Annotated in this window: 20 protein-coding genes, 1 pseudogene and 1 riboswitch; of the genes and pseudogenes, 9 read left to right on the top strand and 12 right to left on the bottom strand. The window is 71.6% G+C overall.

Annotation, left to right across the window (positions count from 1 at the left end; translation table 11 throughout):
- The first annotated feature begins 460 nt into the window (after positions 1–460).
- Positions 461–1,201 (top strand): CAP domain-containing protein, encoded by a 741-nt coding sequence (locus tag ACIQMV_RS30550; protein ID WP_402596471.1) that lies wholly within the window; start codon positions 461–463, stop codon positions 1,199–1,201.
- A 216-nt stretch (positions 1,202–1,417) separates the two neighbouring features.
- On the opposite strand, the pseudogene ACIQMV_RS30555 reads toward ACIQMV_RS30550, so the two are convergent.
- Positions 1,418–1,555 (bottom strand): annotated as a pseudogene (locus ACIQMV_RS30555) (FAD-binding protein); the annotation flags it as partial.
- A gap of 332 nt (positions 1,556–1,887) precedes the next feature.
- Positions 1,888–1,952: riboswitch (Fluoride riboswitch) on the top strand.
- 143 nt (positions 1,953–2,095) lie between these two features.
- Between ACIQMV_RS30555 and ACIQMV_RS30560 the strand changes: the two are divergent.
- Both ACIQMV_RS30560 and ACIQMV_RS30565 read left to right on the top strand, forming a co-directional pair.
- The gene (locus tag ACIQMV_RS30560; protein ID WP_401774638.1) at positions 2,096–2,596 is read left to right on the top strand and encodes an inorganic diphosphatase; all 501 of its coding nucleotides are present in this window, start codon (positions 2,096–2,098) and stop codon (positions 2,594–2,596) included.
- A 423-nt stretch (positions 2,597–3,019) separates the two neighbouring features.
- Positions 3,020–4,648, top strand: a complete 1,629-nt coding sequence (locus ACIQMV_RS30565; RefSeq protein ID WP_402596472.1) for an IS200/IS605 family accessory protein TnpB-related protein — start codon at positions 3,020–3,022, stop codon at positions 4,646–4,648.
- Here the strand turns inward: ACIQMV_RS30565 and ACIQMV_RS30570 are convergent.
- On the bottom strand, positions 4,628–5,941 hold the full coding sequence (locus ACIQMV_RS30570; RefSeq protein WP_402596473.1) for an MFS transporter: 1,314 nt from the start codon (positions 5,939–5,941) through the stop codon (positions 4,628–4,630). The two genes, ACIQMV_RS30565 and ACIQMV_RS30570, sit on opposite strands and share 21 nt — an antisense overlap.
- 188 nt (positions 5,942–6,129) lie before the next feature.
- On the opposite strand from ACIQMV_RS30570, the gene ACIQMV_RS30575 reads away from it, so the two are divergent.
- The gene (locus ACIQMV_RS30575) at positions 6,130–7,014 is read left to right on the top strand and encodes a LysR family transcriptional regulator (RefSeq protein WP_402596474.1); all 885 of its coding nucleotides are present in this window, start codon (positions 6,130–6,132) and stop codon (positions 7,012–7,014) included.
- Here the strand turns inward: ACIQMV_RS30575 and ACIQMV_RS30580 are convergent.
- The 5 genes from ACIQMV_RS30580 to ACIQMV_RS30600 all read right to left on the bottom strand — a co-directional run bounded on the left by ACIQMV_RS30580 (position 6,986) and on the right by ACIQMV_RS30600 (position 13,364).
- A complete protein-coding gene (locus ACIQMV_RS30580) occupies positions 6,986–8,140 on the bottom strand; it encodes a PP2C family protein-serine/threonine phosphatase (RefSeq protein WP_172633099.1) in 1,155 nt (384 codons plus the stop codon). The two genes, ACIQMV_RS30575 and ACIQMV_RS30580, sit on opposite strands and share 29 nt — an antisense overlap.
- An 81-nt stretch (positions 8,141–8,221) precedes the next feature.
- Positions 8,222–9,715, bottom strand: coding sequence for a class II fumarate hydratase (fumC, locus tag ACIQMV_RS30585; RefSeq protein ID WP_402596475.1), 1,494 nt, complete (start codon positions 9,713–9,715; stop codon positions 8,222–8,224).
- Entirely contained in the window at positions 9,712–11,385 is a 1,674-nt protein-coding gene (locus ACIQMV_RS30590) for an NAD-dependent malic enzyme (RefSeq protein WP_402596476.1), read from the bottom strand. The genes fumC and ACIQMV_RS30590 overlap by 4 nt, the downstream gene beginning before the upstream one ends.
- Positions 11,386–11,561: 176 nt before the next feature.
- Entirely contained in the window at positions 11,562–13,028 is a 1,467-nt protein-coding gene (locus tag ACIQMV_RS30595) for an MFS transporter (RefSeq protein WP_402596477.1), read from the bottom strand.
- Between the two features lie 114 nt (positions 13,029–13,142).
- Positions 13,143–13,364: a hypothetical protein gene (locus ACIQMV_RS30600; RefSeq protein WP_402596478.1), complete on the bottom strand. Its 222-nt coding sequence runs from the start codon at positions 13,362–13,364 to the stop codon at positions 13,143–13,145.
- Between the two features lie 90 nt (positions 13,365–13,454).
- On the opposite strand from ACIQMV_RS30600, the gene ACIQMV_RS30605 reads away from it, so the two are divergent.
- Positions 13,455–14,180 (top strand): MerR family transcriptional regulator, encoded by a 726-nt coding sequence (locus ACIQMV_RS30605; protein ID WP_401774657.1) that lies wholly within the window; start codon positions 13,455–13,457, stop codon positions 14,178–14,180.
- Positions 14,181–14,200: 20 nt separating this feature from the next.
- Here ACIQMV_RS30605 and ACIQMV_RS30610 read toward each other — a convergent pair whose 3' ends face one another.
- Positions 14,201–15,478 carry an MFS transporter gene (locus ACIQMV_RS30610; protein ID WP_402596479.1) on the bottom strand — a complete coding sequence of 426 codons (1,278 nt, stop codon included), beginning with the start codon at positions 15,476–15,478 and terminating at the stop codon, positions 14,201–14,203.
- A 38-nt stretch (positions 15,479–15,516) separates the two neighbouring features.
- On the opposite strand from ACIQMV_RS30610, the gene ACIQMV_RS30615 reads away from it, so the two are divergent.
- Positions 15,517–16,116, top strand: coding sequence for a CGNR zinc finger domain-containing protein (locus ACIQMV_RS30615; RefSeq protein ID WP_401774662.1), 600 nt, complete (start codon positions 15,517–15,519; stop codon positions 16,114–16,116).
- 286 nt (positions 16,117–16,402) lie between these two features.
- A complete protein-coding gene (locus tag ACIQMV_RS30620) occupies positions 16,403–18,490 on the top strand; it encodes a SpoIIE family protein phosphatase (protein ID WP_402596480.1) in 2,088 nt (695 codons plus the stop codon).
- Positions 18,491–18,715: 225 nt separating this feature from the next.
- Here ACIQMV_RS30620 and ACIQMV_RS30625 read toward each other — a convergent pair whose 3' ends face one another.
- From ACIQMV_RS30625 to ACIQMV_RS30640, 4 genes are all read right to left on the bottom strand, one after another.
- A complete protein-coding gene (locus tag ACIQMV_RS30625) occupies positions 18,716–19,924 on the bottom strand; it encodes an RNA-guided endonuclease InsQ/TnpB family protein (protein WP_402596481.1) in 1,209 nt (402 codons plus the stop codon).
- Positions 19,921–20,349 (bottom strand): IS200/IS605 family transposase, encoded by a 429-nt coding sequence (gene tnpA, locus ACIQMV_RS30630; RefSeq protein WP_401782717.1) that lies wholly within the window; start codon positions 20,347–20,349, stop codon positions 19,921–19,923. Before tnpA ends, ACIQMV_RS30625 begins: the two co-directional genes overlap by 4 nt.
- 262 nt (positions 20,350–20,611) lie before the next feature.
- The gene (locus tag ACIQMV_RS30635) at positions 20,612–21,256 is read right to left on the bottom strand and encodes a GNAT family N-acetyltransferase (protein ID WP_402596482.1); all 645 of its coding nucleotides are present in this window, start codon (positions 21,254–21,256) and stop codon (positions 20,612–20,614) included.
- Positions 21,249–23,345 (bottom strand): penicillin acylase family protein, encoded by a 2,097-nt coding sequence (locus ACIQMV_RS30640; RefSeq protein ID WP_402596483.1) that lies wholly within the window; start codon positions 23,343–23,345, stop codon positions 21,249–21,251. The genes ACIQMV_RS30635 and ACIQMV_RS30640 overlap by 8 nt, the downstream gene beginning before the upstream one ends.
- A gap of 40 nt (positions 23,346–23,385) precedes the next feature.
- On the opposite strand from ACIQMV_RS30640, the gene ACIQMV_RS30645 reads away from it, so the two are divergent.
- A complete protein-coding gene (locus ACIQMV_RS30645; protein ID WP_402596484.1) occupies positions 23,386–24,066 on the top strand; it encodes an oxidoreductase in 681 nt (226 codons plus the stop codon).
- 582 nt (positions 24,067–24,648) lie between these two features.
- Positions 24,649–25,938 carry a PP2C family protein-serine/threonine phosphatase gene (locus tag ACIQMV_RS30650; protein ID WP_402596485.1) on the top strand — a complete coding sequence of 430 codons (1,290 nt, stop codon included), beginning with the start codon at positions 24,649–24,651 and terminating at the stop codon, positions 25,936–25,938.
- The last annotated feature ends 488 nt before the right edge of the window (positions 25,939–26,426 follow it).

The following is a 26,426-nucleotide window of genomic DNA, read 5'->3' on the forward strand; positions in this document are numbered from 1 at the left end:
CTACGCCGTAAACACGAACGACTCAAGAAAACGAGGGGTGAAGGTCGAGCGTGTCGCCGCGCCCCCTCGCATCACACGGGACCCGGCGACGCATCACGTGGAACATGGTCACGAAACCGTTATTCCGTGACATCCCTCACATCATTCCCGTAACTAAGCGGGCCGCTTAGTAGATGCCGCTCCGGCGACATATGGGATTTGTCCGTCTTCGTGCAGAGCGCGTCATTACGGGCCCGGCGGCACCCCCCTCCCCCGCCGCCCTCGCTCGTCCCGCGCCGCCCGGGGCCTTCTGACGGCGTGCCAGGAATCCGGCGGCCACGGCGGCCGGGAGCAGCACGCCTGCATTCGCTTTCGCAAGGGTCTCGCGAAAGTACGAGGTCAAGTAGTAACAAGGGCCCTTTGCGCCCTTTGCGGAGCCGTCCAGAGAATGACGACCCCCCACCCCGAGCGAGGTCACGCAATGGGCACGCACCGCAAGAAGCAGCACTACCGGCGCATAGTCGTCGCCGCCGTCGCCACGGGCGCCGTCGCCATACCTTCCACCGCACTGGCCTGCAACCAGCCGTCCGCCCCCGGAGAGCGCCCCTCCTACGGCGCCGGGAACCAGCAGGGCAACCACGGCTGGAACCGGCAGGGCCACCCGGGCTGGAACCGGCAGGCCAACCCCGTCTCCCCGGTCAGCCCCGTTTCGCCGGAGTCCCCGGCCGAGCCGGCCGCCCCCAGCCAACCGAACGCGCCGGCCTCCGCCGCGCCCGCCGAGCCGAGCGCGCCGGAGGCCAGTGCGCCCGCCGAGCCGAGTGCGTCCAATGACACCAGCACGTCGTCCGGGGCCACGGCTCGCGTCGTGGAACTCGTCAACGCCGAGCGTTCCAAGGTCGGTTGCTCGGCGCTGACCGTGAATGAGAAGCTGACCAAGGCCGCCCAGGCACACAGCGAGGACATGGCGGCCCACCAGAACATGTCGCACACCGGGTCCGACGGCTCCGCCCCGGGCGACCGCATCACGCGCGCCGGCTACAGCTGGCAGACCTACGGCGAGAACGTCGCCTACGGCTACGCCACTCCCGAGCAGGTCATGGCGGGCTGGATGTCCAGCGCCGGCCACAAGGCGAACATCCTCAACTGCTCCTTCAAGGAGATCGGCGTCGGTCTCGCCCAGCCCGGCAACTACTGGACCCAGGAGTTCGGAGCCGCCCGGTGACCTGCGCCGAGACGGCGCGAGCGGCGCTCCCGGCCGCCATGGCCGGTCGGCGTTAGACGCCGCTCTTCCGCCCCCCCTCGGCGGCCACGTCGGCCGACGCGTCACGGCACTCACGCCGGACCGCGCCGGCCGACGGGTCGGGGGTCGTGCCGTCACCACCCGCCGTGTGCGGGGGCCGGTCCCGCGGTCACGGTCGCCGGGCAGGAACTCCTGCACCTCGGCGGACGCCCCGCAGAAGTTGTTGCCGATCATGCCGCCCGGCGCGCAGTAGGTGTGCGTCGACGGTTCGAGACCGAACTGGAGGCGGTAACCGGCCAGTTGCCGGTTGAGTTCGTCCAGGACGATCCCCGGCCCAAGACCGGCGAGGGGTACGCCGCCCCCGGCCGCCCGCAGCGGCCTTCCGCGCGCCACGCGGACCGCGATGCGCATCCAGGGGTGGCCAGAACCCGGACCGGCATGATCGGGAGCATTGTGCGGGGCGGCGCGGCCGATGTCCGGTGGAGGGACGGGCCGCCGATGAAGAGGATCGCCGCCGCCCGGGGTCGGGGCTACGCCATGGAGGGCGCTCGGGAACGCGTGCCCGGCGTGACGCGCGGCGTCGCCGACCTGGTCGCGGTGTCGACGAGGCCTGTGCGGCGTACGCTGGATGCCGGCCACGGCGATCCGCCGGGCACCCGCAGAACGCGCCGAGCGTCGGTGATGGGGCTCACCGAAACCGCGGTATGACGCCGCTGACGGTCCCTGGTCCAACGGATGTGACCAGGAGGAACGATGCCCACGCCGACCGACCCTCTCTCCCCGGCCACGGCCCGGTCCGCCCATGCCCGCCCGGCACGTACGGCCGCACGTCCTGGTGCCGCACGGCGAGACGGCTTCCGCCACCAGGAGGACACCATGGAGTTCGACGTGATCGTTGAGATCCCCCAGGGGTCCCGGAACAAGTACGAGATGGACCACGAACTGCACCGCATCCGGCTCGACCGGCTGCTGTTCACCTCCACCCAGTATCCGGCGGACTACGGCTACATCGACGGCACGCTGGGCCGCGACGGCGACCCGCTGGACGCGCTGGTGCTGACCGGCGAGCCGACGTTCCCCGGCTGCACCATCGAGTGCCGGGCGGTGGGCATGTTCGCCATGAAGGACGAACGCGGCCCGGACGAGAAGATCCTCTGCGTCCCCGCGCACGATCCGCGGTACGCGGACGTGCAGGACATCGACGACATCCCCCTCTTCGACCGGCTGGAGATCACCCACTTCTTCGAGGTGTACAAGGACCTGGAACCCGGCAAGTCCGTCGAGGGCTCGCACTGGGAGGGCCGCGAGCAGGCCTACGCGGAGATCGAAGCCTCCCGCGCCCGTGCCACCGGCGAGCAGGCGCCCGTCCACGGCTGAGGAACGCTTCCGAAGGATCCGAAGAGGTCTCACACAGGGGTCCCTCACAGGCTTTCGCACGGGCTCGGCACACGTCACCACCGCGCGGTGAGCATGTCGTCCGGTTCCGTGTCCGAGTCGTGTCGCGGGCCCGTTGCTCGGCGCCGTCCGGGCGGTGGTTGCCGTGTGCCCGGTCGTGGCCGACGATCCAGAGCCGAGGGGTGCCCATGGGCGCTGCCCGGCAGGGTTGTGAACTGCTGTCGTTCGACAGTGGTTGGGAACGTTCTGGTGTGCGTAAGTGAGCGTCGCAGTTGCGGTGCGCGGTGTGGGACGGCAGTGCGTGGTAGGGCGAGCAGGGGTTCTGGTTTCGAATGCGTGACCTTCGGCCGGGGGTGGTCGTTGGATGCGGTGACGGGTTCTTCAGCATCGGGCGGGGGTGAGGTCATGGGCGGGTTGCGGGAGGTATCAGCGCCGTTCGTGGTGCCTGGCCCGTCCGGAGTGGCGATCCGCTCCAGTCTCAAGGGCCTGAGTGGGCAGGACGAGGCGGTGCTGCGCCAGGTCGGCAGTCTGCTCGGCTCGCTGGCCTCCCGCGATCTGAAGGTGCGCTGTGCGGCGGAGCTGGGCCATGACAGTGAGCAGTGGGCGCGGCGGAAGCGGGCGTTGACCGGCCAGTCGTCGTCGCGGTGGGCGGGCAGTATCACCAAGGCCACGCACGATCAGTGGGCGCTGGCCCGACGCGGACAGCTCGCCCACATCCAGAGTCTGCGGGCAGGCGTCGACACGATCACGTACCGGCTCTCCCAGCCCATCGGCGCGAAGGGCTCCAAGAGGGCGCCGGGCGGTTACCGTTCCCGAAAGGAGTGGTTCGCCAAGTCCCGACGCCTGCACGTGCTTCAGGACCGGCTGGAGGGTGAGCGGGCCGACTGGGAGGCCGGGCAGGTGCGGGTGGTGCGCGGCGGCAAGAAGCTGGCGCGCACTCGGCACCACCTGAAGGCCGCCGGGCTGACCGAGGCCGGCTGGCGGTTGCGGTGGCAGGCCGAGCGGTGGTTCCTGCAGGCCGACGGTGAGTCCGGGAAGCGGTACGGGAACGAGACGATCCGCGTCAGCCCCGGCGGTGAGGTGAGTATCCGGCTTCCGGCGGCGCTGGCCTACCTGGCCAACGCGCCGCATGGCCGGTACGTGCTCGCCGCGCGAGTGTCGTTTCGGCACCGGGGCGAGCAGTGGGCCGACCGCGTCGCAGCGGCCCGTGCGGTGGCCTACCGCATCCACTACGACACCGGCCGCAACCGCTGGTACGTGACCGCCTCCTGGCAGAACCCGCCTGTGCGGACCCTGACGTTGGAGTCTGTACGTGCGGGCGGACTGGTCGGGGTGGACATGAACGCAGACCACCTGGCCGCCTGGCGCCTGGATCAGCACGGCAACCCCACCGGCGTGCCCCGCCGCTTCGACTACACCCTCACCGGTACCGCGGGCCATCGGGACGCGCAGGTCCGCCACGCCCTCATCCGCCTGCTGCACTGGGCCGCGCGGCACGGTCTGGCGCTCGCGGTCGAGGACCTGGACTTCGCCGCGGAGAAGACCCGGGAGAAGCACGGCCACAGGAAGCGGTTCCGGAAGCTGATCTCCGGCCTGCCCACCGCCCGGCTGCGCGCCAGGCTGGTGTCCATGGCGGCCGAGCTGGGCGTCGCCGTCGTAGCGGTGGACCCGGCCTACACCAGCCGCTGGGGCGCCCAGCACTGGCAGAAACCCCTCACCAGCAAGAACAGGAAGGCCACGCGGCACGATGCTGCCGCCGTGGCGATCGGACGACGCGCCCTGGGATGCCCGATCAGGCGACGGACGGCACCGCCCCCACCGCACCGGAGCGATGCGGTGGGGCATCGGACCGTCCAGGCCCGACCAGGCACCCCGGGGCGTGAGGGACCCCACCCCCGCATTCCCGGACCACGGACACGATCCGCCGGCGCCGAATGCGGAGCGAAAGCGGGCGACCAGTGTGCCCACAACCGTTCGGGACACACGGCTGAGCACGAGCCCTGGACCCAGGACTCACTCCCGCTCAGTCCATAGGAACGGTTCATCGCCCGTTCCGTCGCCGGCCGCGGTGGGTTCCTGGCGGCGACCGCGTACGGCGACGGCGACGAGCAGCGCGAGGACGACGACGGTGAACCACGTCGTCGCGTCGGACAGGCTCATGGTGCGGCTGGCCGCGCCGAGGCCGACGGGAAGCAGTGCCAGACCGAGGTAGGAGGCGAGGAACAGACCGGCGAGGGCCTCGCCGCGCCGGGCCGGCGCCGCCGTGCCGGCCACCTGGCCGACGGCGGACTTGAACAGGACGCCCGCGCCGGCCCCGGCGATGATCCCGGCGAGCAGGAACACGGGCAGGCTGGCGAGGCGGATGCCGACCGTGAGGACGGCCATGCCCACGGCCTGGGCGAGCAGCCCGATGTGCCAACGCGCCCGGGCGCCGAGCCGGCCGGTGCCCGTCTGGGCCGCCGCCGCGGCTGCGAACACCGCGGACACGACCAGTCCGGCGAGCGCCCGGGACGGGTGGTGCAGGGTCCCGCCGACGAATCCGGGGACCACGGAGGTGAACAGGCCGAACACGGCCATGGAGGTGAACCCGGCCGCCGCGGCGGCGAGGAATCCGGGGTCGCCGAGGGCGATCCCGGCCCGCTGCGGGCGGTAGGCCGGCCTGACCGCGGGCTTGTCGACGGTCTCGGGCATCAGCGCTATGGCGGCCGCGCCGGTCAGCAGCAGCAGGAAGAAGACCGCGTACGGCAGCCGGAGCGGCGCGCCCAGGTACTGGGCGAGCGCTCCGGCGGCGATGGGTCCGAGGCCGAGTCCGCCGATGTTGGCCGCGGTCGACACGATCTCGAACCGCCGTGTCGAGGCGCCGGGCCGGTGGGCGCTGTGCAGTTCCTGAAGATAGGCGGTGGCGGTCGCCGTCAGTATGCCGACGCCGAGACCGGTGACCAGCCGGGCGACGACCAGTACCGGCAGGGCCGGCGCGGACAGGAACAGGGCGGCGGCGAGCAGTTCCAGTGCCAGGGCCGACGTCATGACCTTCTTGCGGCCCAGCCAGTCCGAGACGTGCCCGGCGAGCAGCAGGCTGATCAGCACTCCGACTGCGTAGGCGGCGAACACGACCGTGACCGTGAACGTGGAGAACCCGTCATGGGCCTCGTACAGGGGATACAGCGGTGTGGGAACGGTGGAGAACGCCATCGCGGTCACGAACACCGCGGCGACCGTCCAGAACCCCGCGCCGTACCGGAACACGGTGTCCGGACGCTCGGGCGCCCGGGTCTTCGGGGCGGACGCGCGGTCCGTACGCGGACCCGTGGCCGACGTCGGCGGCATGAGAGCACTCCCGTCCTCGACTGTCTCGACGGTGGATTCCGGCGGCGGTGGAACGGCCTCGGTCCTTCGTTCGCCTCGTTCACCGCCTTCTGATGCCAACGACCCGGCGGATCCGTTTTTTCCCGTTGTGCGGAGATAATCCAAGATGGCGGTTATCTGTGCGGGAGATGGCCCAGGGAAGGCCGGCCATGGATCTTCGGGAGATGAAGGTCGTCGTCGCGGTCGCCGAAGAAGGCGGGTTCAGCGCCGCGGCCCGGCGGCTGCACGTCGCACAGTCAGCGGTCTCCAGCGCGGTCCGCGCCCTGGAACGCGAACTGGGCGCGGCGCTGTTCCACCGCACCACCCACCGGGTGTCGCTGACCCCCGCGGGGCGCGCCTTCCTGCCGGCCGCGCGCGCCGCCCTGCGCGCTGCCGAGGAGGCCAGGGCCGCCGTCGACCTCGCGCAGGGCGAGTTGCACGGGGAGATCACGATCGGTGTGATGCAAGGGCTGCACGGCGGCCTCGCGACGGCACTGGCGGACTTCCACCGGGAGCATCCGGGCGTGGTGGTGCGGCTGCGCCAGGCCCCGGCCGCGGACATCCCGCGGGCGCTGCGCGACGGTGCCGTCGACCTGGCCGTGACCGCTCTGGACACCCCGGTGCCGCGTGGTCTTTCGACCCGGCTGCTGTCACGGGAGGAGATGGTCCTGGTGACGGCGCCGACGCCGGACGGTCCGCCGTCCGAGGGTCCGGTGACCCTGGCCGAGGCCGCCGGGCTGCCGCTGGTGGACTTCTCTCCGGGCTGGGCGGTGCGGCACGAGGTCGACAGGGCCTTCCGGGCGGCGTCCCTGGAACGCGCCGTCACGTTCGAGGTGAACGACCTGCTCGCGGCCGCCGATCTCGTCCGTCAGGGCCTCGGCGTGTGCATCATGCCCCCGTCGCTCGCGGCCCGGTTCCCGGAACTCCCGGTCCGCCCCTTCACCGCGCACGCGCCGGCCTGGACCGTCGGAGTCGTCCATCCGCGCGGCGACCTGTCTCCCGCGGTCGCCGCGTTCCTGCGCCACATCAGACTGCTTCGTGCACCCGATGACTGAGGTGGAGGCCGGTGTGCGGCACGGGCGCGCGCCGGATGGCGAGGATGGCGGCGTCGTCACCGAGAGCCCCGTCGGTGTGGGCGAGAAGATCCTGTTCCACGCGCTGCACCAGTGTCCTGGGTCCGCACTTGGTCCACTGCGCGACCCGTTCCCGCAGCGGGTAGAAGACCCGGCCGCGGTCGCGGGCCTCCACGACGCCGTCGGTGTAGAGGAGCAGGGTGTCACCGGGGTGGAACGAGAAGGCATGCGTGTCATAGGCGTCCGGCCGGAGTCCCGACATGCCCAGCGGAGGCGCCGGGCGGGGACTCGTCACGGAGATGACGTCACCGTGCCTGATCAGGAAAGGCGGCGGGTGCCCGCAGTGGACGACCCGTGCCACGGGGCTGTGCTCGGGGATCTCCAGCAGCAGCGCCGTGATGAAGTGCTCCTGGGCCTCCCCGTCCGCTTCCGGGAATTCGGTGAGGTAGCGGCAGACGCTGCGGTCCAGGGCCTCCGCGAGGGCGGGCAGCGTGGCGTGGTGGTGCGCGGCCTCCCGGAACGAGCCGAGCAGCGTGGCCGCCTCCCCGATCGCAGCCAGCCCCTTTCCCCGCACGTCGCCGACGATCACCCGTGTACGGTCTCCGGTGCGCGTCACCGCGTACAGGTCGCCGCCGATGCACGCCTCCTTCTCGGCCGCCAGGTACGAGGAGGCGATGTGCAGGTCGCCGAGGTGGTCGGGCAGCGGGCGCAGCAAAGCTCTCTGGGCGGCCTCGGACACGGACCGCACCTGGGCCAGCTCCGCCTTCTGCCGGTCCCGGAAGAAGCACACCACCATGGCGAAGACCGAGAGGATCGCGAGCGCGACGAGCTGCGAGATGTGGTTGGTGCTGCCCACTCCGCCCTGGACCACCGCGATGATCACCTCCGCTCCCACCGCCAGCGCCCCGATGAGTCCGGTCAGCAGGTAACCGCCGAACGAGGTGGTGATGGCGGGGGCCACGACGAGCAGCGGGCCGAGGTGGACGGATTCCGGCGAGTGGATGTCCCCCAGGGTGATCGCGACGATCAGCACCAGTGGAATCGCCACCAGCGCGTGGCGCGAGCGCCACAGCTGCCGCGGCCGGTCGAGGCGCTGCCGTATGTGCATGGTTCCAATGTGCCCCAGCCGAGCGAAACCTGGCCCGGCGATCTCCCGTCCGGCGGGCGGGTCCGAAGCGTGACGGCGTGTTCACCCGTGCCGCCCGGCCGCGCCGACCATGGCGGCCGGGTCGACGACGCGGTCGAATTCCTCGGCGGTGACGTAGCCGGAGGCCAGTGCGGCCTCGCGCAGGGTGGTGCCCTCGTCGTCGGCTCTGTGGGCGATGGCCGAGGCCTTGTCGTAGCCGATGACTGGTGAGAGCGCGGTGACGAGCATCAGTGACCGGTCGACGTACCTGTCGATCTGGTCGCGGTTGAGCCGCGTGCCCTCGACGCAGTACTGGCGCAGCTTGGTGCAGGCGTCGGCGAGGATGGTGGCCGCGTGCAGGAAGTTGTTGATGACGACCGGGCGCATGGCGTTGAGCTCGAAGTTGCCCTGTGAGCCGGCGAAGGCGACGGCGGTGTCCTCGGCCAGCACCTGGATGCAGACCATGACCATCGCCTCGCACTGGGTCGGATTGACCTTGCCCGGCATGATCGAGGAGCCCGGCTCGTTCGCCGGGAGGCTCAGTTCCGCCAGGCCGCAGCGGGGTCCGGAGGCCAGCCAGCGGATATCGTTGGCGATCTTCATCAACGGCACGGCCAGCGCCCTCAGCCCGGCCGAGGCGCCGACCATGGCGTCCAGACCGCCTTGGGCCGCGAACTTGTTCTCGGCAGTGGTGAACGGGAGGCCGGTCGCGGAGGCGATCTCGGCGGCGACCCGCTCGCCGAATCCGGGCGGGGCGTTGAGCCCGGTCCCGACCGCGGTGCCGCCCATGGCCAGCTCGTACAGCCCCTCCGCGGATCCGGTGAGCCGGCCGGCCGCCTGCTCGAGCTGGTGGGCGTAGCCGGACCACTCCTGTCCGGCGGTGAGCGGCACGGCGTCCTCCAGATGGGTGCGGCCGGTCTTGACCACGTCGTGCCACTGCTCGGCCTTGGCCTCGATCGCCTGCCGGAGTTCCCGCACGCTGGGCAGCAGGCGCTCGCGGACGGCCTTGACCGCGGCGATGTGCATGGCGGTGGGGAAGGTGTCGTTGGAGGACTGCCCCATGTTGACGTGGTCGTTGGGGTGGACGGGTGTCTTGCTGCCCAGTTCGCCGCCGACGAGTTGGATGGCGCGGTTGCCGATCACCTCGTTGGTGTTCATGTTGGACTGCGTCCCGGACCCGGTCTGCCACACGTACAGCGGGAAGTGGTCGTCGAGTTCGCCGGCGATGACCTCGTCCGCCACCTTCTCGATCAGGCGGGCCTTCCAGGCCGGCAGCCGTCCGGCCCGCCCGTTGACGATCGCGGCGGCCTTCTTGACGTAGCCGTAGGCGTGGTAGACGGCCTTGGGCATCCGGTCGTCCCCGATGGAGAAGTGGATCAGCGAGCGCTGGGTCTGCGCGCCCCAGTAGCGGTCGGCCGGGACGTCGACGGCGCCCATCGAGTCGGTCTCCCGCCGAGTGCCGGTCGCGTGCAGTCCGACGGGTATGTCGCGGATCTTCGGGGCGTGGTCGTCCCGGGCGTCGCCGTCCGGGGTCGCGCCGGCGCCGGGCGGTGTCATGAGTCCGCTCCGCCCGCGTAGACGGGCTGCCACATGGCGTGGCGGACCGCCCGGTCGGGGTCGGCGGGCTGGTGGGCGGCGACGCCCTCGCCGACGGCCGCGCGGACCACGGCCGCCGCGGTGAGCGCCGACGACTCGCGCAGGTTCTCCACCGGCGGGAGCAGCGAGGCTCCCGGCGCGGAGACGTCGACCTGGTCGGCCACCGCCTGCGCGGCCGCGAGCAGCATGCCGGCGGTCACGTGCGACGCGCGGGAGACGATCGTGCCCAGACCCAGGCCGGGATACAGCAGCGCGTTGTTGGCCTGGGCGATGCGGTAGGTCACTCCGCCGTAGTCCACGGGCGCGGCGGGGATGCCGACGGCCACCAGGGCCTTGCCCTTGGACCAGGCGATGACGTCGGCGGGCACGGCCTCGATGCGCGACGTGGGGTTCGAGATCGGGAAGATGACCGGCCGCTCGGTGCCGGCGGCCATGGCCTCGACGACCTCGCGGGTGAACGCCCCGTGCACGGTGGAGGTGCCCAGCAGGATGGTCGGTTCGGCCCGGCGCACGGTCTCCAGCAGGGAGATCGCGCCGCCGTCACCCGCCCAGCCCGCGACCTCCGCCGGATCGCGCGCGTACGGCCGCTGGTAGTCGCGCAGATCGGCCATGTCACGGGTGAGCAGGCCCTGTTTGTCGATCAGCCACACCTGTGCGGTGGCCTGCTCGCGGCTCGCGCCGTCACGGATCATGGCGTCGCGCAACTGGTCGGCGATACCGACACCGGCGGTGCCGGCACCGAAGACCACGAGCTTCTGCTCACGCATCGGCACACCGCTGACCTTGACGGCCGACAGCGCCGCGGCCAGAGTGATCGCCCCGGTGCCCTGCATGTCGTCGTTGAAGATCCGGTAGGTGCCGCCGTAGGCCTCCAGGATCCGCCGGGCGTTGCTGGGGCCGAAGTCCTCGAAGTGCAGCAGCGCGCCGGGGAACATCGACGACGCGGTCCGCAGGTACCTCTCGATGAACGCGTCGTAGCCGGCGCCGCGCACCCTGTGGTGCCGGTTGCCCAGGTACAGCGGGTCGTCCAGCAGGGACGCCCGGTCCGTGCCCACGTCCAGCGACACGGGGATGACGCGGCGCGGGTCGATGCCGGCGGCCGCCGTGTACACGGCCAGCTTGCCGACCGAGATCTGGATGCCGCCCACGCCCCAGTCGCCGATGCCCAGGATCTCCTCCGCGTCCGTGCACACGATCAGGTCCACGTCCTCGGGCCCGAGCCGAAGCGTGGCGAAGGCCTTCTCGATGTCCTCCGGGCGGTCGACGGACAGGAAGACACCCCGGGGGCGGCGGTACTCGTGGGAGTACTTCTCGATCGCCTCGCCGACCGTGGGGTCGTACACGATGGGCAGCAGATCCACCAGGTGATCGGTGAGCACCCGGTAGTACAGGGTCTCGTTGCGGTCGTGGAGCTGCTCCAGGAACACGTTCTTGGCCAAGTCGCCGCCCTGGGCCTGCAACTGGTCGTAGGCGCGCCGCGCCTGCTGCTCGAGTGTCAGCACCCCCGACGGCAGTCGCCCGGTCAGGCCCAGCTCGTCCCGCTCCGCCTGGGTGAACGCCACCCCGTGGTTCAGCAGCGGATCCGCCAGGGCGCTCGGAGGGGCGGAAGTCCGCACGGTGCTCTTGGTCATGATGCTTTCCCCATGTGCGTAACGGTGCGCGCGGCTCGGCGACTCCGCACCGGGACAGTCACCCGCCGGTACTTCCACCGTGCGCACACAGCTCCCACCGGCGCTCGTCGATCTTGAGCGGGTCTCCCCTGCGGATGCCCGTTGAGCACGCCAAGTCCGGGGAGCAGCGGTCGAGTTCACGTGCCGGCCGGGCTCGGAGTCCGCTCGCTCTCCCGTTCCTCGGCGGCGGGGGTCCTGTTCGCCGTCACCCTCCGGGGGATGGCCAGGGCGCACAGTGCGCCGACGAGCACCACGGCGACGCCGATCCAGATCGCCGGGCGCATGCCGTCGACGAAGTCCTGGGCGCTGCGGGGGCTGCCGTAGTGGACGAAGACGCTGCTCAGTACGGCGATGCCGAGGGCGCCCCCGATCTCGCGGACGGTGTTGTTGGCTCCGGAGGCCTTGCCTCGGTGGCGCGCGTCCACCGAGCCGAGTACGACCGCCGCCGTCGGCGCGAAGACCAGGCCCATCCCCGTACCCGCGATGATCATGGCGCCGACCACCTGCGAGTAGGGAGTGTCGGCGGTGGCGACCAGGTCGATCCAGGCCAGTCCGACACCCTGGAGAAGCAGACCGAGTGCCATCAGCCGGCCGCCGCCCGCCCTGTCGGTCAGGGCGCCCGCCACCGGTGCGACGAACATCGGCATCAGGGTCCAGGCCAGGGTCAGCACACCGGCCTCCAGCGGGGTGCGCACGGGTGCGATCTGGAAGAACTGGGCGAGCAGGAAGATCGAGCCGAAGACGCCGAAGTACATGGCCGCGGAGACGATGTTGGAGAACACGAAGGCGCGGTCGCGGTAGAAGGACAGCGGCAGCAGCGGGTGTTCGGCACGCCGCTCCCACAGCACGAACAGGGCCAGGAGCACCGCGCCGCCGATGAACGCCGACAGAATCCTGGCCGAACTCCACCCCTCCGGCTCGCCGTTGACGATCCCCCAGACGATCGCGACCAGTCCGGCGGTGGCGAGCAGCATGCCGGGCAGGTCCAGCCGGGTTCGGGGCAGCGAGCTCTCGCCGAGGACCACGAGCGCCAGCGGGACGGCGACCACGCAGACCGGGACGTTGATCCAGAAGATCCACTGCCAGTCCAGGCCGTCGACGACCGCGCCGCCGACCACGGGCCCGAGCGCCACCGCCAGACCGCTGACCGCCGACCACAGTCCGAGCGCCAGGTTGCGCTTGCGCTCCGGCACCTCCTCGGCCAGCAGCGTCAGCGACAGCGGCATCACCGCGGCTGCGCCGAGGCCCTGAAGAGCGCGCATGACGATGAGTTGGCCGCTGCTGTCGGCGAGGCCGCAGCCCATCGAGGCGAGAGTGAACAGCGCGATACCGGTCACGAACACCCGACGCCGGCCGAACCGGTCGCCCAGCGCGGCGCCGGTCAGCAGCAGGCAGGCGAAGCTGAGGACGTAGGCGTTGACGAACCACTGCAGTTGGGTCGTGGTCGCGCCGAGGTCGACGGCCATGGTGCGCAGCGCCGTGGAGACGACCAGGTTGTCGAGCGCCACCATGAACATGGGCAGGCCGGAGGCGAGGACGACGAACGCCAGTGGATATCGGCGGCGCCCAGTCGAGTCCCCCACCGGGACATTGAACGCGCTCATGACAAATCCTCCAGGGTGCGGGACGACGAGAACAGATGACGAGAACAGATGACGAAAGCGGGGCGGCGCGCGGGCAACGACGGCACACCTCGGCGCGCGGCGACCCGGGTACGGTCAGGCCGCGCGACCCTCGGCGTCCCGGCGCGCCTTCTCGGCCAGCCGGTACTCGGCCCAGCCGTACAGGGCGTTACGGTCTTCCCAGGCGGAGAGCGCGAACAACCGGGGAGACAACCGCGGCACGTCCGACAGCGACTTCAGCTCGAAGCGGGACGCCATGACGATGACGCGGGAGTGCGGGGGAACAGGACGAGGAGTGCACCACCCGAGAGCAGGCACAACGGCACCCACCTTCCAGAAGAAGACCTTCGGCAAGCATAATAGATAGTAGCGCGATCCGTTATCCGTTATTTGTAAGTGAGTGGCTCGATGAAGATCTCGGAACTCAGCCGACGCAGTGGGGTGCCCATCCCCACGATCAAGTACTACCTGCGGGACGGGCTGCTGCCCCCGGGGCACGCGACGGCAGCCAACCAGGCCGTCTACGACGAGGACCACCTGCGCCGGCTCCGGCTGATCCGCACCCTCATCAGCGTGCGGCAGCTGTCGGTCGGCGCGACGAAGGAGATCCTGTCCGCGGTCACGCACGAGGGCGACCTGCATCAGATCCTGGGCATCGTGATCAACGCCCGCCCCGCCGACCTCAAGGCCAAGGAGAAGCAGTCGCAGGAGGCCGCACCTCCCGGGGCCGCCGACGCGCTCCGGCTGGTGGCGGAGATGGGGTGGGACGTGAACGAGGAAACGTCCGCGATCGGGGAGTTGGGCGGCATCCTGGACGCCCTCGCCGACCTCGGCGCGGGCATCGACTGGCGGACGCTGCTGCCCTACGCCGAACTCGTCGACAAAATGTCGACGTTGGACCTGGAACAGCTCAACGGCATGTCCGGCCCGCTGGAGCGGGCCGAGCGCGCCGTGGTGGTGTCCGTCCTCCTGGAGCCCGCCCTGCTCGCCATGCGCCGCCTAGCCCAGGAGGACAAGTCCGGGCGCATGTTCCCGGCGGCCGCGGCCGGTCAGGAGGAGCACACGGGGCCGGAGCGGGGCGACCGGAAGAAGACGGCTCCGGAGCAGAGAGAGGGCGGAGCGGAGTCCGACTGACGAGCGTCGGCCGAGTTCGCTCAGGAGTGGGGCCCGGCCCGGCCCGCGGACGGGGCGACCTTCGTCGACGGGACGGCGAAGAAGACCAGCGCCGCGAGGGCCGCCACGGTCGCCGCGAGCGCCGAAGCACCTGGGAGGGACCAGTTCGCGGCCGGTCCGGCGACCGCCGCTCCCAGGGCGAATCCGGTGATCTTCAGGCTGGCGCCGGTGGTGAAGATCTGGCCGCGCAGATGCTCTGGGGCCTCCCGGTGGCGGACCGCGAACAAGGCGGCCAGCTGGGGTCCTTCACCGGCTCCGAGGATGAGGACGGCCACGACGAGCACGGTCGGTCGTCCCGACGCGCACAGGGCCAACGCGGCGGCCTGGACAAGGGCACCGGCCCAGATGACGGTGTCGGGGGCGACCGAGCGCGGGAACCGGGCGAGGACCGCGTTGGCCACCAGGGCGGAGATCGCCGCGCAGGAGAGCAGCGCCGCGCCACGGCCGGCTCCCCCCAGGGCACGTTCGCCCAGGAGCGGGAGGCAGGCCGTCAGCATGCCCTGGGCGACACAGGTGACGATCGAGGTGAGGGTCGCTCGGGCCAACGGCGGTCTTCCGGCGATGACCCGCGTTCCGGCGGCGAGGTCGCCGATCACCGAGGCGGCCCGAGCGTCCCGCGTCCGACCGGGGCGAGCGCCCCGCGTCCCACCGAGGCGGGCGTCCCGCGTCCCACCGGGGCGAGCGCCCCGCGTCCCACCGGGGCGGGCGGGCAGCAGCCACGCGACGGGCAGTGCCGAGACGATGAGCGCCGCGGCGACCACCACCGCCGACGGGGCTCCCAGCGCCTCCGCCACGACGCCCGCGAGTGCCGGACCCGCCAGGCTCGCCGCGCTGAACGTCATGGCGTCGAGCGCGATCGCCCGGGGCAGGCGGTCGCCGGGCACCACCCGAGGAAGCTGGGCGGTCCAACCACCCGACAGGGCCGGCCCCAGCAGCCCCGTCACCACGGCGATCAGGACGGTGGCGGCGAACGGCAACCGGTCGAGCCCCACGACGATCAGACCCAGGCCCGCCGCGTACAGGACGAGGGCTGCGGCCACCAGGCGGCCCGGCCGTCCGGCCCTGTCGAGGAGCACCCCGAGCACCGGCCCTCCTGCCGCGGCGGAGACCGTGACACCCGCGAGCAGCGACGACGCGTCAGCGGTCGACCCGGCCAGGGCGAATCCCGCCAGCATCAGCGCCGGTCCCGACATCTCGTCCCCGGCACGGGCCGCGACCGCTCCGGCGAGATAGGAACCCATGGAGTAACGCTTCTTCACCGACATGACGTTACGGAGGTAACTCAAAACTCAGCAATATGCGTTACATTGCGCGGGTGTCCCCCGCCCTCGACACCCCCGGCGACTGGTCGACTCGGCACTCCGTGCTGACCACGGCTCGTCGAACCGCCGCCCTGCTCAACGCCCTCGCCGAAGAATCCCCCGACCCGGCCGACGTCGCCGACGTGCTCCGCACATACGGTGAGGCGGAGCCCGTCGATCTCACCGTTGGGGATGTCCGCGGCATGCGCGTGGCTGCCGGCCTGCTGCGGGAGGTCTTCGCCGCCGAGCACGCCGACGGCGCCGCCGCCGCCCTCAACCGCCTCCTGCGGGAACACACCGGACCGCTCCGCCTGACCTCGCACGGCGGCGGCACCCCCTGGCACCCCCACCTCGACCACGACGACGACGCCCCCTGGGACGAGTGGCTCCTCGCCTCGTCCTGCATGGCCCTGACCGTCCTGCTCTGGGACCGTCAGCGCCCACCCGGCAGGATCTGTGCCTCTCCCAGCTGCCGGAACGTCTTCGTCACCCAGGGCAGCGGCCCCGAACGCCGCTACTGCTCCCGGCGGTGCGCCACCCGCGAACGGGTCGCGGCCCACCGGCGCTCCCGCTCCGTCGAGCGGCCGGGCGACTGAGCGGGGCCCGTCGTGGCGTGTCCGGCGGCAGCGCGTTGTGTCCGGCAGCAGCGCGTTGTGCGCGTCGGCCATGTTGGCCGGCCGTATGTGCGCGACGGGGTGCCGACCGGTTCCGCCCTGGTCAGCGGCCTGATGGCGAGGAGTCCGGGGGGCGTGTGGCGGTCGCGGAACCGCGTCGCGGGAAGCTGCGGGGCAACTGGTCCGGAGGGATGATGGGTGGTGACGGGTCGGGACGAGCCGGACCAGCACGAGAGCCCCCGCCGCGGTGGGCGGAAGGAGTGGTGGCATGGGTGTGGCCGAATCCGTCCGGGCCGGCCTCGGACCCGTCGGGGGCTTTCCCTCACTGCCGGGCGCGCTCCTGGAGGTCCTGAATCTCGCCGCGGTGGTCCTGGACGAGGACGGGAAGATCGCCTGGTGGAGCCCGCAGGCACGGCAGCTGTTCGGCTACACCGAGGATGAGGCCCTGGGCCGGTCCGCGCGCCGGCTGCTGGTCGACGAGAAGCACCTGGGGCAGGTGACGGGCGTGTTCGCCCGGGTGAAGGCTCAGGAGGGGGCGGCGGGGGTCTTCCCCGCCCGGCACAAGGACGGCAGCACGCGGCTGATGGAGTGCCACAGCGTGCGGCTCCAGGGGGAGCGCGGGGGGCAGTGCCTGCTGGGCGTGATCACCGAGCACGAGGTTCTGCAACGCGTGCAGCGGGATCTCGCCCTCTCCGCGCAGCTGATCTCCCAGTCCCCGATCGGGCTGGCGGTCCTGGACGCCGATCTGCGGTACATCGTGGTCAATCCGGCGCTGGAGCGCATCAACGGAGTGCCCGCCCGGGACCATGTCGGCCGGACCGTCCGTCAGGTCCTCACCTTCCTGGACGTGGACCCCATCGAGTCCGCCATGCGGCAGGTTCTGACCACCGGCACACCGGTGCTGGCCCAGGTCATCGTCACCCCCACCCCTTCCGACCCCGGCCGCGACCACTCGTGGTCGGTCTCGTACTACCGGATGGAGGACGCCGCCGGGCGAGTGCTGGGCCTGGCCGTGTCGCTGGTGGACATCACCGAGCAGCATCTCGCGGCCACCGAGGCCATCGCGGCGAGGCAGCGCCTGGCCCGTATCGCCGATGCCTCCGCGCGCATCGGCACCACCCTCGATCTGGACACCACGGCCGGAGAGCTGGTCGAGATGTGCGTGCCGTCCCTGGCGGACCTGGCCGCGGTCGATGTGCTCGACGCCGTTCTGGAGGGCGAGCGCCCCGACATGGCGCTCTCGGGCCCCGGCGTCCTCTTCCGTGCGCTCTCGGTGGCCGCGGCCTATCCCACACCCGCCACCGGCGCCGCCGACCGCGCCGGCGAGATCGCCCGTTACGGCCCCGACCGCCTGGTCACCCAGTGCGCGGTCTCCGGGCGCCCCCTCCTGGTCCCCCACGTGGACAGCACGAACCTGGCCCGCATCGCCGCCGACCAGGACGCGGCCACGGTTCTGGCCCGCGCCGGGGTGCACTCCTACCTGGCGGTGCCCATGACCGTACGCGGCCGGGTACTCGGCGTGCTGGACCTGGCGCGTGCCCGCAACCCCGTCCCCTTCGACGGCGACGACGTCCTGCTGGCCGTGGAACTGGCCGCCCGCGCCGCCGTGTGCATCGACCACGCCCTGTGGTACCAGCAGCAGCGGCAGACCGCCGAGACCCTCCAACGCAGCCTGCTGCCCCTTCGACCACCCCACCGGCCCGGCCTGGAGATCGCCTGCCGCTACCAGGCCGCCGGAGCCGCCTGCGAAGTCGGCGGCGACTGGTACGACGTCGTCCCGCTGCCCGGCGGAAAGACCGCCCTGGTCATCGGCGACGTCATGGGGAGCGGCATCAACGCCGCCGCCACCATGGGCCAACTGCGCACCGCCACCCGCACCCTGGCCACGCTCGACCTCGACCCCGCCGCCGTCCTGCAGCATCTGGACCACATCACCGCAGACCTCAACCACCGCTTCGCCACCTGCATCTACGCCGTGCACGACCCACACCGGTCCAGCTGCCGCCTCTCCTCCGCCGGCCACCTGCCACCGGTCCTGGTCCGCCCGGACCGCGGGACCTCCACCCTGCTGAACCTGCCCACCGGCGCGCCCCTCGGGGTCGGGGGCGTCCCCTTCAAATCCACCTGCGTCGCGCTGTCCCCCAGCGACCGGCTGGCGCTCTACACCGACGGCCTGGTCGAGGTCCGCGACCAGGCTCTCGACACCCGGCTGGAGACGCTGCTCGACCTGCTGGCCGGCCCGCAGCCCCCTCTGGAGGACACCTGCGACCTGCTGCTGAACGCCCTGCGCCACCCCGAGGCCCACGACGACGTCGCCCTGCTGATGGCCCGAGCCCGCCACACCTCCCGCCGCTGAGCCCCACCGAGCTCGCGGGCGTCAGGACGGCACGGCCACCGGATGTTCTTGCCGTCGGCCGTCGCCGGGTTTTCGGGTGGCGGCGTTCGGCGGTGCCCTGGGGCCTCGGCGCGGATCCGACGTCGTACCGGGGAGACACGGTGATCACCGGTGTGCACGGCGTTCGTTGTTACCGGTTCGTGACTCCACCCCACGCGTAAACGCGTGGGCTTCCTGGGTCGGTGGCTAAGCCACGTCGCAGAGGACCAGCCCGGCCCTGTTCAGGACGTTCATCGCGCCGACGTGGTCCGCGTTCGCGGTGTACCCGCACGCCGTGCACTGGAATTTCGCTTGGGTGGCGCGGTTCCCCTTCGCGACGTGCCTGCATTCCGGGCACGTGCGGGAGGTGTTGCGCGCGTCCACCGGGACCACGAGGCGACCGGCACTCTCAGCCTTGTTCGCCAGGATTCCGAGGAACTGCGTCCAACCCGCGTCGAGGATGCTGCGGTTGAGCCCGGCCTTCGCGGCGGCGCCGTTCGCAAGGAACGTGCCATCGTTGTCGGGGTCGGGCTTGGGTGCCGGGCTCTTGGTCATGCCCGCAGTGTTCAGCCGCTCGTGCGCGATCACGTCGTGGTCGCAGATGAGCGCGCGAGCGGTCTTGTGGTGGAAGTCGACGCGCTGCCGGCGGATCTTGGCGTGCACCTTGGCGACCTTCCGGGCCGCGGCACGGTGGCGCTTGGTGCGCTGCCGGGTCCGCTTCGGGAAGGCCGCGAGGTGCCGTTGTGCTTCGGCGAGTTCGTCGGCCATCGCCCGGAGGAAGCGCGGGTTGGCGACGTGTTCGCCGTCCGAGGTGGTCAGGAAGTGGGCGACGCCCATGTCGATGCCGACGATCGCCCCGGTGGGCGGCAGCGGCTCGGCGGGGGCCTCGTCGCAGGAGAGGGCGACGTACCAGCGGGTCCCCTCGCGCTTCACGCTGATCGTCTTGACGCGGCCCCGTACGGGCCGGTGCTGGTGCACCCGGATGTGCCCGATGCCCTGGAGGCGTATGCGAGTGTGACGGCCGTGGGGTGTGGAGTCCCAGCGGCAGCCGTCGCCGTCCTTCGGGAAGGTGACGGTGTCGAAGTGCCCGGCGCCCTTGAAGCGCGGGTAGCCCGGCGTCTGCCCGGCCTTGATACGGCGGAAGAACGCCTGGAATGCCTTGTCGAGGCGCCGCAGAGTGGCCTGCTGCGAGCTGAACGACCAGCGGCCCTGACGCTCAGGATCGAACGCGCGGATCTCTTTGAGCTGCGCGGACTGGTCCCCGTACTTGATGCTCGTCTTCGAGGCGTGCCGGTAGGCGTCCCGGCGCTCCTGCAATGCGCCGTTGTAAAGGGAGCAGTGGTCCCGCAGCATGTCGGTGAGCGCCGCCGCCTGCCCCTTGGTGGGGCGAAGGAGGAACTTGTACCCGCGGATCACGAACCGTCCCCCTCCTTCCACGGGCGTTCCCACTGGGTGTTGATGTACTTCTCGATCGTCGCCGCCGACACAGCACCGACCGATGCGGCGAAGTACGACGACGACCACAGCGTGGGCATCCGCGACTTCAGGTGCGGGAACTCCTCGCGCAGGACGCGGGAGGTGAAGCCTTTGAACTGGTTGGCCACGTACGAGGCTGACGACTTCGGGTCGTGCTTCACGAAGAGGTGGACGTGATCGGGCATCACCTCAAGAGCGATGATCTCCCAGCCGCGCTCGTCCGCCTTCTGCCGGATCAGTTCGTCCAGTCGTTCCGCGACCCGGCCGCCGAGGACCGGACGGCGATACTTCGGGCACCACACGATGTGGAGTCCGAGGTCACACACGCCGCCGGAGAACCGGCGAACCTTCCTGGTCACGGCCATGCGATCACTATACACATGCCGCAGGTATAATGCGGCAGAGAGGCAGCACAGGTGAACAGTGCATATCCGCGCGCCCAGTTGATGTCAGAGCAGCCCAGAGAAGCCATTCCCCACCCCGCTAAAGCGGGGCGTCCCCTGGCTAGGTCTTGATGGCCGAGGCGGGCACCCTGACCGGCGCCGCCGAGGCGCCGGCCGAGAAGTGGGACGCCGCCCTCGGACCGCCGGCCGGCGACAGGGAGCTGCGCGCCGCCTGTTACGCCCCTCACCTGCACCTCGTTACGAAGAAGGCCAGTTGGGCCTTCTTCTCCGGCAAGTACACGTCCGGCAGGTCCACTTCGGGCAGGGTGACGACGGGACCGGCCGTGAAGCCCTCGCGGAGGAAGCGGGCAACGGCCTTGTCGTTGCGCACGTCCGGGTCGACCACCACGCGGGTGCGGTCCAGGCCCGGCAGGACGTACGACAGCAGGGCGGCCATCAGCCGGGAGGTCCAGCCGGACCGCGCGGCGCCCGGCGCGGCAGGGGCCAGGAGCAGGTGGATGCCGATGTCGCCGGGTTCGACGGGGTAGCACTCGCCGACGCGGTCGGCGGACGGCTCGTAGGTCTGGAGCAGGGCGACGGGTTCGCCGTCCTTCAGGACGAGGAAGGCGTGGTGGGTGTCGAGGGTGGCCATGTGGGCGTAGACCTCGGCCACCTGCTCCTCGGTGAGACCGGTCATGCCCCAGAACGCGGCCCGTTCCTCGCTCACCCAGCGGTGGACCGCCCCGGCGTCGGCCCATGCGTCCAGCGGCAGGACGCGAACGGTGCCGAAGCCGTCGACGCGCACCTCGTGCACGGCCTCTCGGAAGGCGTACGGGCGGTGCGGGGCATGCGCGGTGTGCGCGGTGTTCACGGTGTGCGCGTCAGACATCGGTCTCCTCGTTCTCCTTCTTCATCCGCTCCCAGTCGGTGACGACCGGGAGGAGCTTTCCCGCGAGCCACAGGGGCAGTTGGTCGCGGTGGTGGGGCGAGCCGGGGATCCCGGACGCGCCGAAGGGGACCACCCATCGGCTGTTCTCGCGGCGGCCCAGGTCCCACACGTACCGGGCGGCCGGGCCGCGCGCGGCGAGGTCGGTGAGGCCGGGGACGGCGGAGGTGCACAGCACACAGTCGTGGTCGCCGGACAGTCCGGGTTCGTCGTACGGCGTCTCCGGGGGCATCGCCCGCCAGGGGCTGAGGCGGTGGGTGTCCCCCCAGGTGCCCGCGGGTGGCCGGGCGGCCGCCTCCTCCACCGCCTCGCGGACGGTGGACGGCCGGTCGATCCCGAACAACTCCTCGGCGCTCAGGAGGTGTTCCAGGGCGTAGCCGATGCGCGGAGTCAGAGCCAGCCAGGGCAGGAAGACCTCGGGGTACGCGGGCGGGGCAGCCAGCACGGCGAAGGCGGGGTGGGCCGCGAGCCGTCGTACGACCGCCGTGCGTACGGTCGCGAAGAGGGCCGCGTCGGCGCTGCCGGCGTCCATGCGGCGGTCCCACCGCAGGAGCCGGTCCCGCAGAGCGGCGGCCCCGTCGCTGAGGCCGTCGAGGGTGGCGAGGTGTTCCAGCAGGGGCGTGGCGGAGGCGAGTTGGGTGTCGGTGTGGAGCACGGACACGTCGGCGGCCGACCAGTGCCGGCGCTCGTCGAGCAGGGCCCTGATGCGGTCGACGCGGTGCGACGGAGCGAACTCGACGCCCAGGGGGGCGGCCGGGCCGCGCTGATTGGCCATGACGGCGACGCCGTCGGTCAGTCCGGCGCGTGGTGGTTCGTGCCATCCCCGCCAGTCGTGGCCGGGCTCCCAGGCGGGCACCACGCGGATCCGGTTGGCCTCGGCCCGCACCGGCACCCGGCCGGCCACGCGGTGCAGCAGCCCGCCCTCGGTGTCGGCGGCCTGCACGACGTTGACCGGCTCGGCCCACCGGTCCAGGGCCCCGTCCACATCGGCCACCCGGCGGGCCCGCAGCAGGGGCAGCAGGGCTTCGAAGCCCAGATCGCCGGTGACACGGGGCGGGTAGCGCAGACTGATCGCGACCGGGATCGCGCCGGACTCGTCCGCGCCGTCGTCCAGCCCCTCGGGTCCGCCGATGACGACGGGCCCCCGCTCCGTCTCGAGCACCTCCACCTCGACCGGTTCCTCTCCGGCCACCTCGATCGTCTCGGTGTGCCGGGCGGCCCGCCGCCATACGCCGTCCGGACCGAGCGCCTCGACGCCGGCACCGGTACGCCGCAGCCGCTCCCGGTACAGGTCCTGGTAGTCGGCCATGGCGTTGGTGATGGCCCAGGCGACCGTGCCGGTGTGGCCGAAGTGGGCGATGCCGGGGACGCCGGGCACGGCGAGGCCGACGACGTCGAACTCGGGGCACGCCAGGCGGATCTGCTGGTAGACGCCCGGGTCCTCGATGAAGCGGTGCGGGTCGCCCGCGACGAGCGGCTGCCCCGTGACGGTCCGCTCGCCGGCGACGAGCCAGCCGTTGCTGCCCAGAGTGCCGGGGCCGTCGGTGGCGAACAGGCCCACCGCGTCCGCGCCGAGACGGGTCACCACCTCCTCGCGCCACAGCTTGGCGGGAAAGCCCGAGAAGAGGATGTGGGTGGCGAGCCAGACGCCCAGGGGCGTCCAGGGCTCCCAGCGGCCGGGCGTGAGGCCGGCACGGGCGAACTCCGGGGCCGTGGCGGCCGCCAGTCCCGCGTTGACGCCGTCGGCGTACGCCCGGACCCAGTCCGCCGTCTCCACGTCACGCCGCTCCAGGGCCGTGAAGCAGCGGCGGGCGGTGTCGTCCAGGCGGGCACGGTGCGCGAACCGGTCCCAGGGCAGGGCCGACGGGCCGAGGAACGACGCCGAGGTGCCCTGTGCGCGGTGCCGCTCCACCTCCAGCTGCCAGGCCCGGTCCAGGGCGGTGACGCGGCCCTGGGCACGGGCCAGTTGCACCGCGCCGTCCGCACGCAGGTGGGGGATGCCCCAGTCATCGCGGTAGATCTCGGTCGCCACCCTGCACCCTTCGTTTAATTCAGGTTAGCCTAACCTAACTTTGACGCGAAGTCGGCGGCAGGTGACGGCGGACCGGGCACCGGCCGCGGCACCCGAGCTGTTCGTCCAGGCCGACGTCGGCACGGCCGCGGGCGTCGAGGCAGTCGCTCAACATGTCCACGACCGGCTCGGCGGCGTCGACATCCTCGTCCACACCGTGGGCGCGGACGGCGAGCAGCATGTGCCGCTCCTCCAGCAGAGCGACGACATCTGGCAGCTGGTGATGGACGTCAACGTCTTCGCCGCCGCACGGCTCGACCGGGCCCTGGTTCCCGGCATGGTCGAGCGCGGCACCGGGAGCGTCGTCCATGTCTCGTCGCTCTCCCGCTCCGTACCGAACCCGCACCGGGTGCCCTACGGAGCCGCCAAGGCGGCGCTGAGCCACTCCAGCAAAGGCCTGGCCAACGAGGTGGCGCCCTTCGGCGTGCGGGTCAACAGCGTCACCCCCGGGTTCACGGAGAGCTCCTGGGGCCGCTCGTTCGTCCAGGCGCTCGCCGAGCGCGCGGGCACCGGCTACGACGAGGCACGCACACGAGCGATGGCGGACATCGGGATCCCACTGGGCCGGCCGGTCCGTCCGGAGGAGGTCGCCGAACCGGTCGCCTTCCTGGTGTCCGACCGTGCTTCGGCGATCGTGGGCGCCGAGCACGTCTCCGACGGCGGCAGCAAGCCCACCGTCTGACCACCGAAACCACCACGAAAACGAACAGGAGAACACATATGACAACCGCCGCGCCCGCTCTCCCGATCATCCGGCGCTACTTCGCGCTCGCCTCCTCGCGGGACGCGTAGGAATACTTCGCCCTGTTCACGGACGACGCCCTCGTCGAGGACGAAGGCAAGGAGTACAGGGGCATCGCCTCCATTCGAGCACGGCGCACCGAGGTCCCCCTCGTCGAGTACACGATCACCGGCATCGAACCAGTCGGCGATGAGACGGTCGTGACCTGCACGGTCACGGGGGATTTCCCGGGCAGTCCCTTCGCCGGCCTGAAGTTCCACTTCGAACAGTTCGATGCGGACCAGGTGAGGGTTCTGCGGATCCGGACTTGACCGAACAGACCACGGCGAGGACGTCCACCCCGCTGTGCGCCGTGGTGGAGCGCACGGTCGGCGTGAGATCAGCGCGCCCCCTTCCGTGACCGTCAGGCGCGCCTGGTGGCCGCCCGGCCCTGGAAGCTGCCGGTGCGCACGGCACGGTCGCCGCTCCACATGTGGAAAACAGTCCTGTCGTGGCAGGACCAGGGCGGGGAACAAGTAGGGCATGGGCAAGGACGCGGACGACAAGGCGCGGCTGGACCGTCTGACGTTGCTGGCGGACGCCGAGGCGGCGCTGGCCAGCACGCTGAACCTGCTGGACGGGCTGCGACGTGCGTGCCGCGTGCTGACCGGGCGGCTGGGCGACTGGTGCGTGGTCGACCTGCTCGACGAATGCGGCCGGCTGGAGCGGGCCGTCGTGGTCCACCGCACGCCCGAGGCGCTGATTCCGGGTGGCCACGAAGGGCCGCTTCCGCCGGTGCCCGAGGATGCGGACGGGCCGCTGCCGCGGGTACTGCGCGGGGCGGGTCCGCTGCTGATCGCCCCCATGTCCCCGCCGAGTCTGGCGGTGAACCCGCTGCACGCGCGACAGCTGGAACTGTTCGAGCAGCTGGCCGCGCACAGCGCCGTCATCACCCCGCTACGGGCCCGGCGGGAGGTCCTCGGCGCCCTGACCGTGGCGCGCACCGACCCCGGCCACCCGTTCACCGAGGACGATCTCCCACTCGTCGAGGACCTGGTCCGCGGCCTGGCGGTGCAAGTGGACAACGCGCGGCTGTACCAGCAGACCCAGCGCATCGCCGAGCGGTTCCAGCGCGCCCTGCTGCCCGAGCTGCCGCAGGTCCGCGACCTCCAGATCGCCGCCCGCTACGCCTCCGCGCAGACCGTCGCACAGGTCGGCGGCGACTGGTACGACGCGTTCGTCCTGCCCCGTGGAAACACCGCCCTGGTCATCGGCGACGTGACCGGCCACGACCTGCAAGCGGCCATCGACATGAGCGCCCTGCGCAACATGCTGCGCGGTATCGCCGTGGACCGCCAGGAGCCCCCCGGCGAGGTCCTGCGCCGCCTGGACATCGCCAGCCACACGCTGCAGCACGAGGCGACCGCCACGTGCATCTACGCCCTCGTCAAGGCCCCCCCTGAGAAGAGCGGCCCCTGGGGCCTGCATCACTCCTGCGCAGGGCACCTGCCACCGCTGCTGACCACCGCCGAGGGCGACACCCGCTATCTGGAGACGGGCGCCGGACTGCTGATCGGCCTCGACCCCGGACACCAGCGCCCGACCGCCATCGACGAGCTGCCGCCGTACTCCACCGTGCTGCTGTACACCGACGGACTGATCGAGCGCCGCGCCGAATCCCTGGACCGCGGGTTCGCCCGGCTGCGCCAGCACACCGCCGCGCTGTCCCGCGAACCCCTGGACGTCTTCTGCGACGAACTGCTCGGCGGACTGGCCGCCGACAGCACCGACGACGCCGCCCTCCTCGCCCTGCGCCCCGCCCCGGCCCACTGACACCCGGCCGCAGGCCATCAGTTCAGCCGGCGAAGGCCTGCTGGTCGCATGTGATGAGTTGGCCCTCCCGGTGCCGTCGCCCCGCTCGGGGCTGGGGGTCCGTCAGGCGACGGACGGCGACGACCGCACCCACGCCCTCGCCGGCAGACAGGAAACGCCTGTGAGAACAGGCTTGGGACCGGCAGGGGTGCCTTCGGCCGGCCTGTCCGTGAGCGTGGCGGTGCGTCAGGGCGGTCTCGTTGTCCTTGGCCCTTTCGCGCCGGCATTTCCAGGCGACGCGCTGCCGCATGGGTGAGCAGGTGTCAGAGATCACCTTGAAGGCCTAGTCGATCACCGACCCGCCGAACATCCAACGGAGATTGACGTGCCGTCAGAAGGCGTCGAGCCGGACGTGAGGGTGCTCCGGGTACCCCGTTCGGCCCCACAGGGCCACCCCCTCCCAGTGGTCCGAAATGACAGCCCGTGAGGCTTTCATTACGTTCATTCAC

Origin of the sequence: Streptomyces sp. NPDC091412 (assembly GCF_044756885.1) — a bacterium.
In the GTDB taxonomy this organism is placed as follows: domain Bacteria; phylum Actinomycetota; class Actinomycetes; order Streptomycetales; family Streptomycetaceae; genus Streptomyces.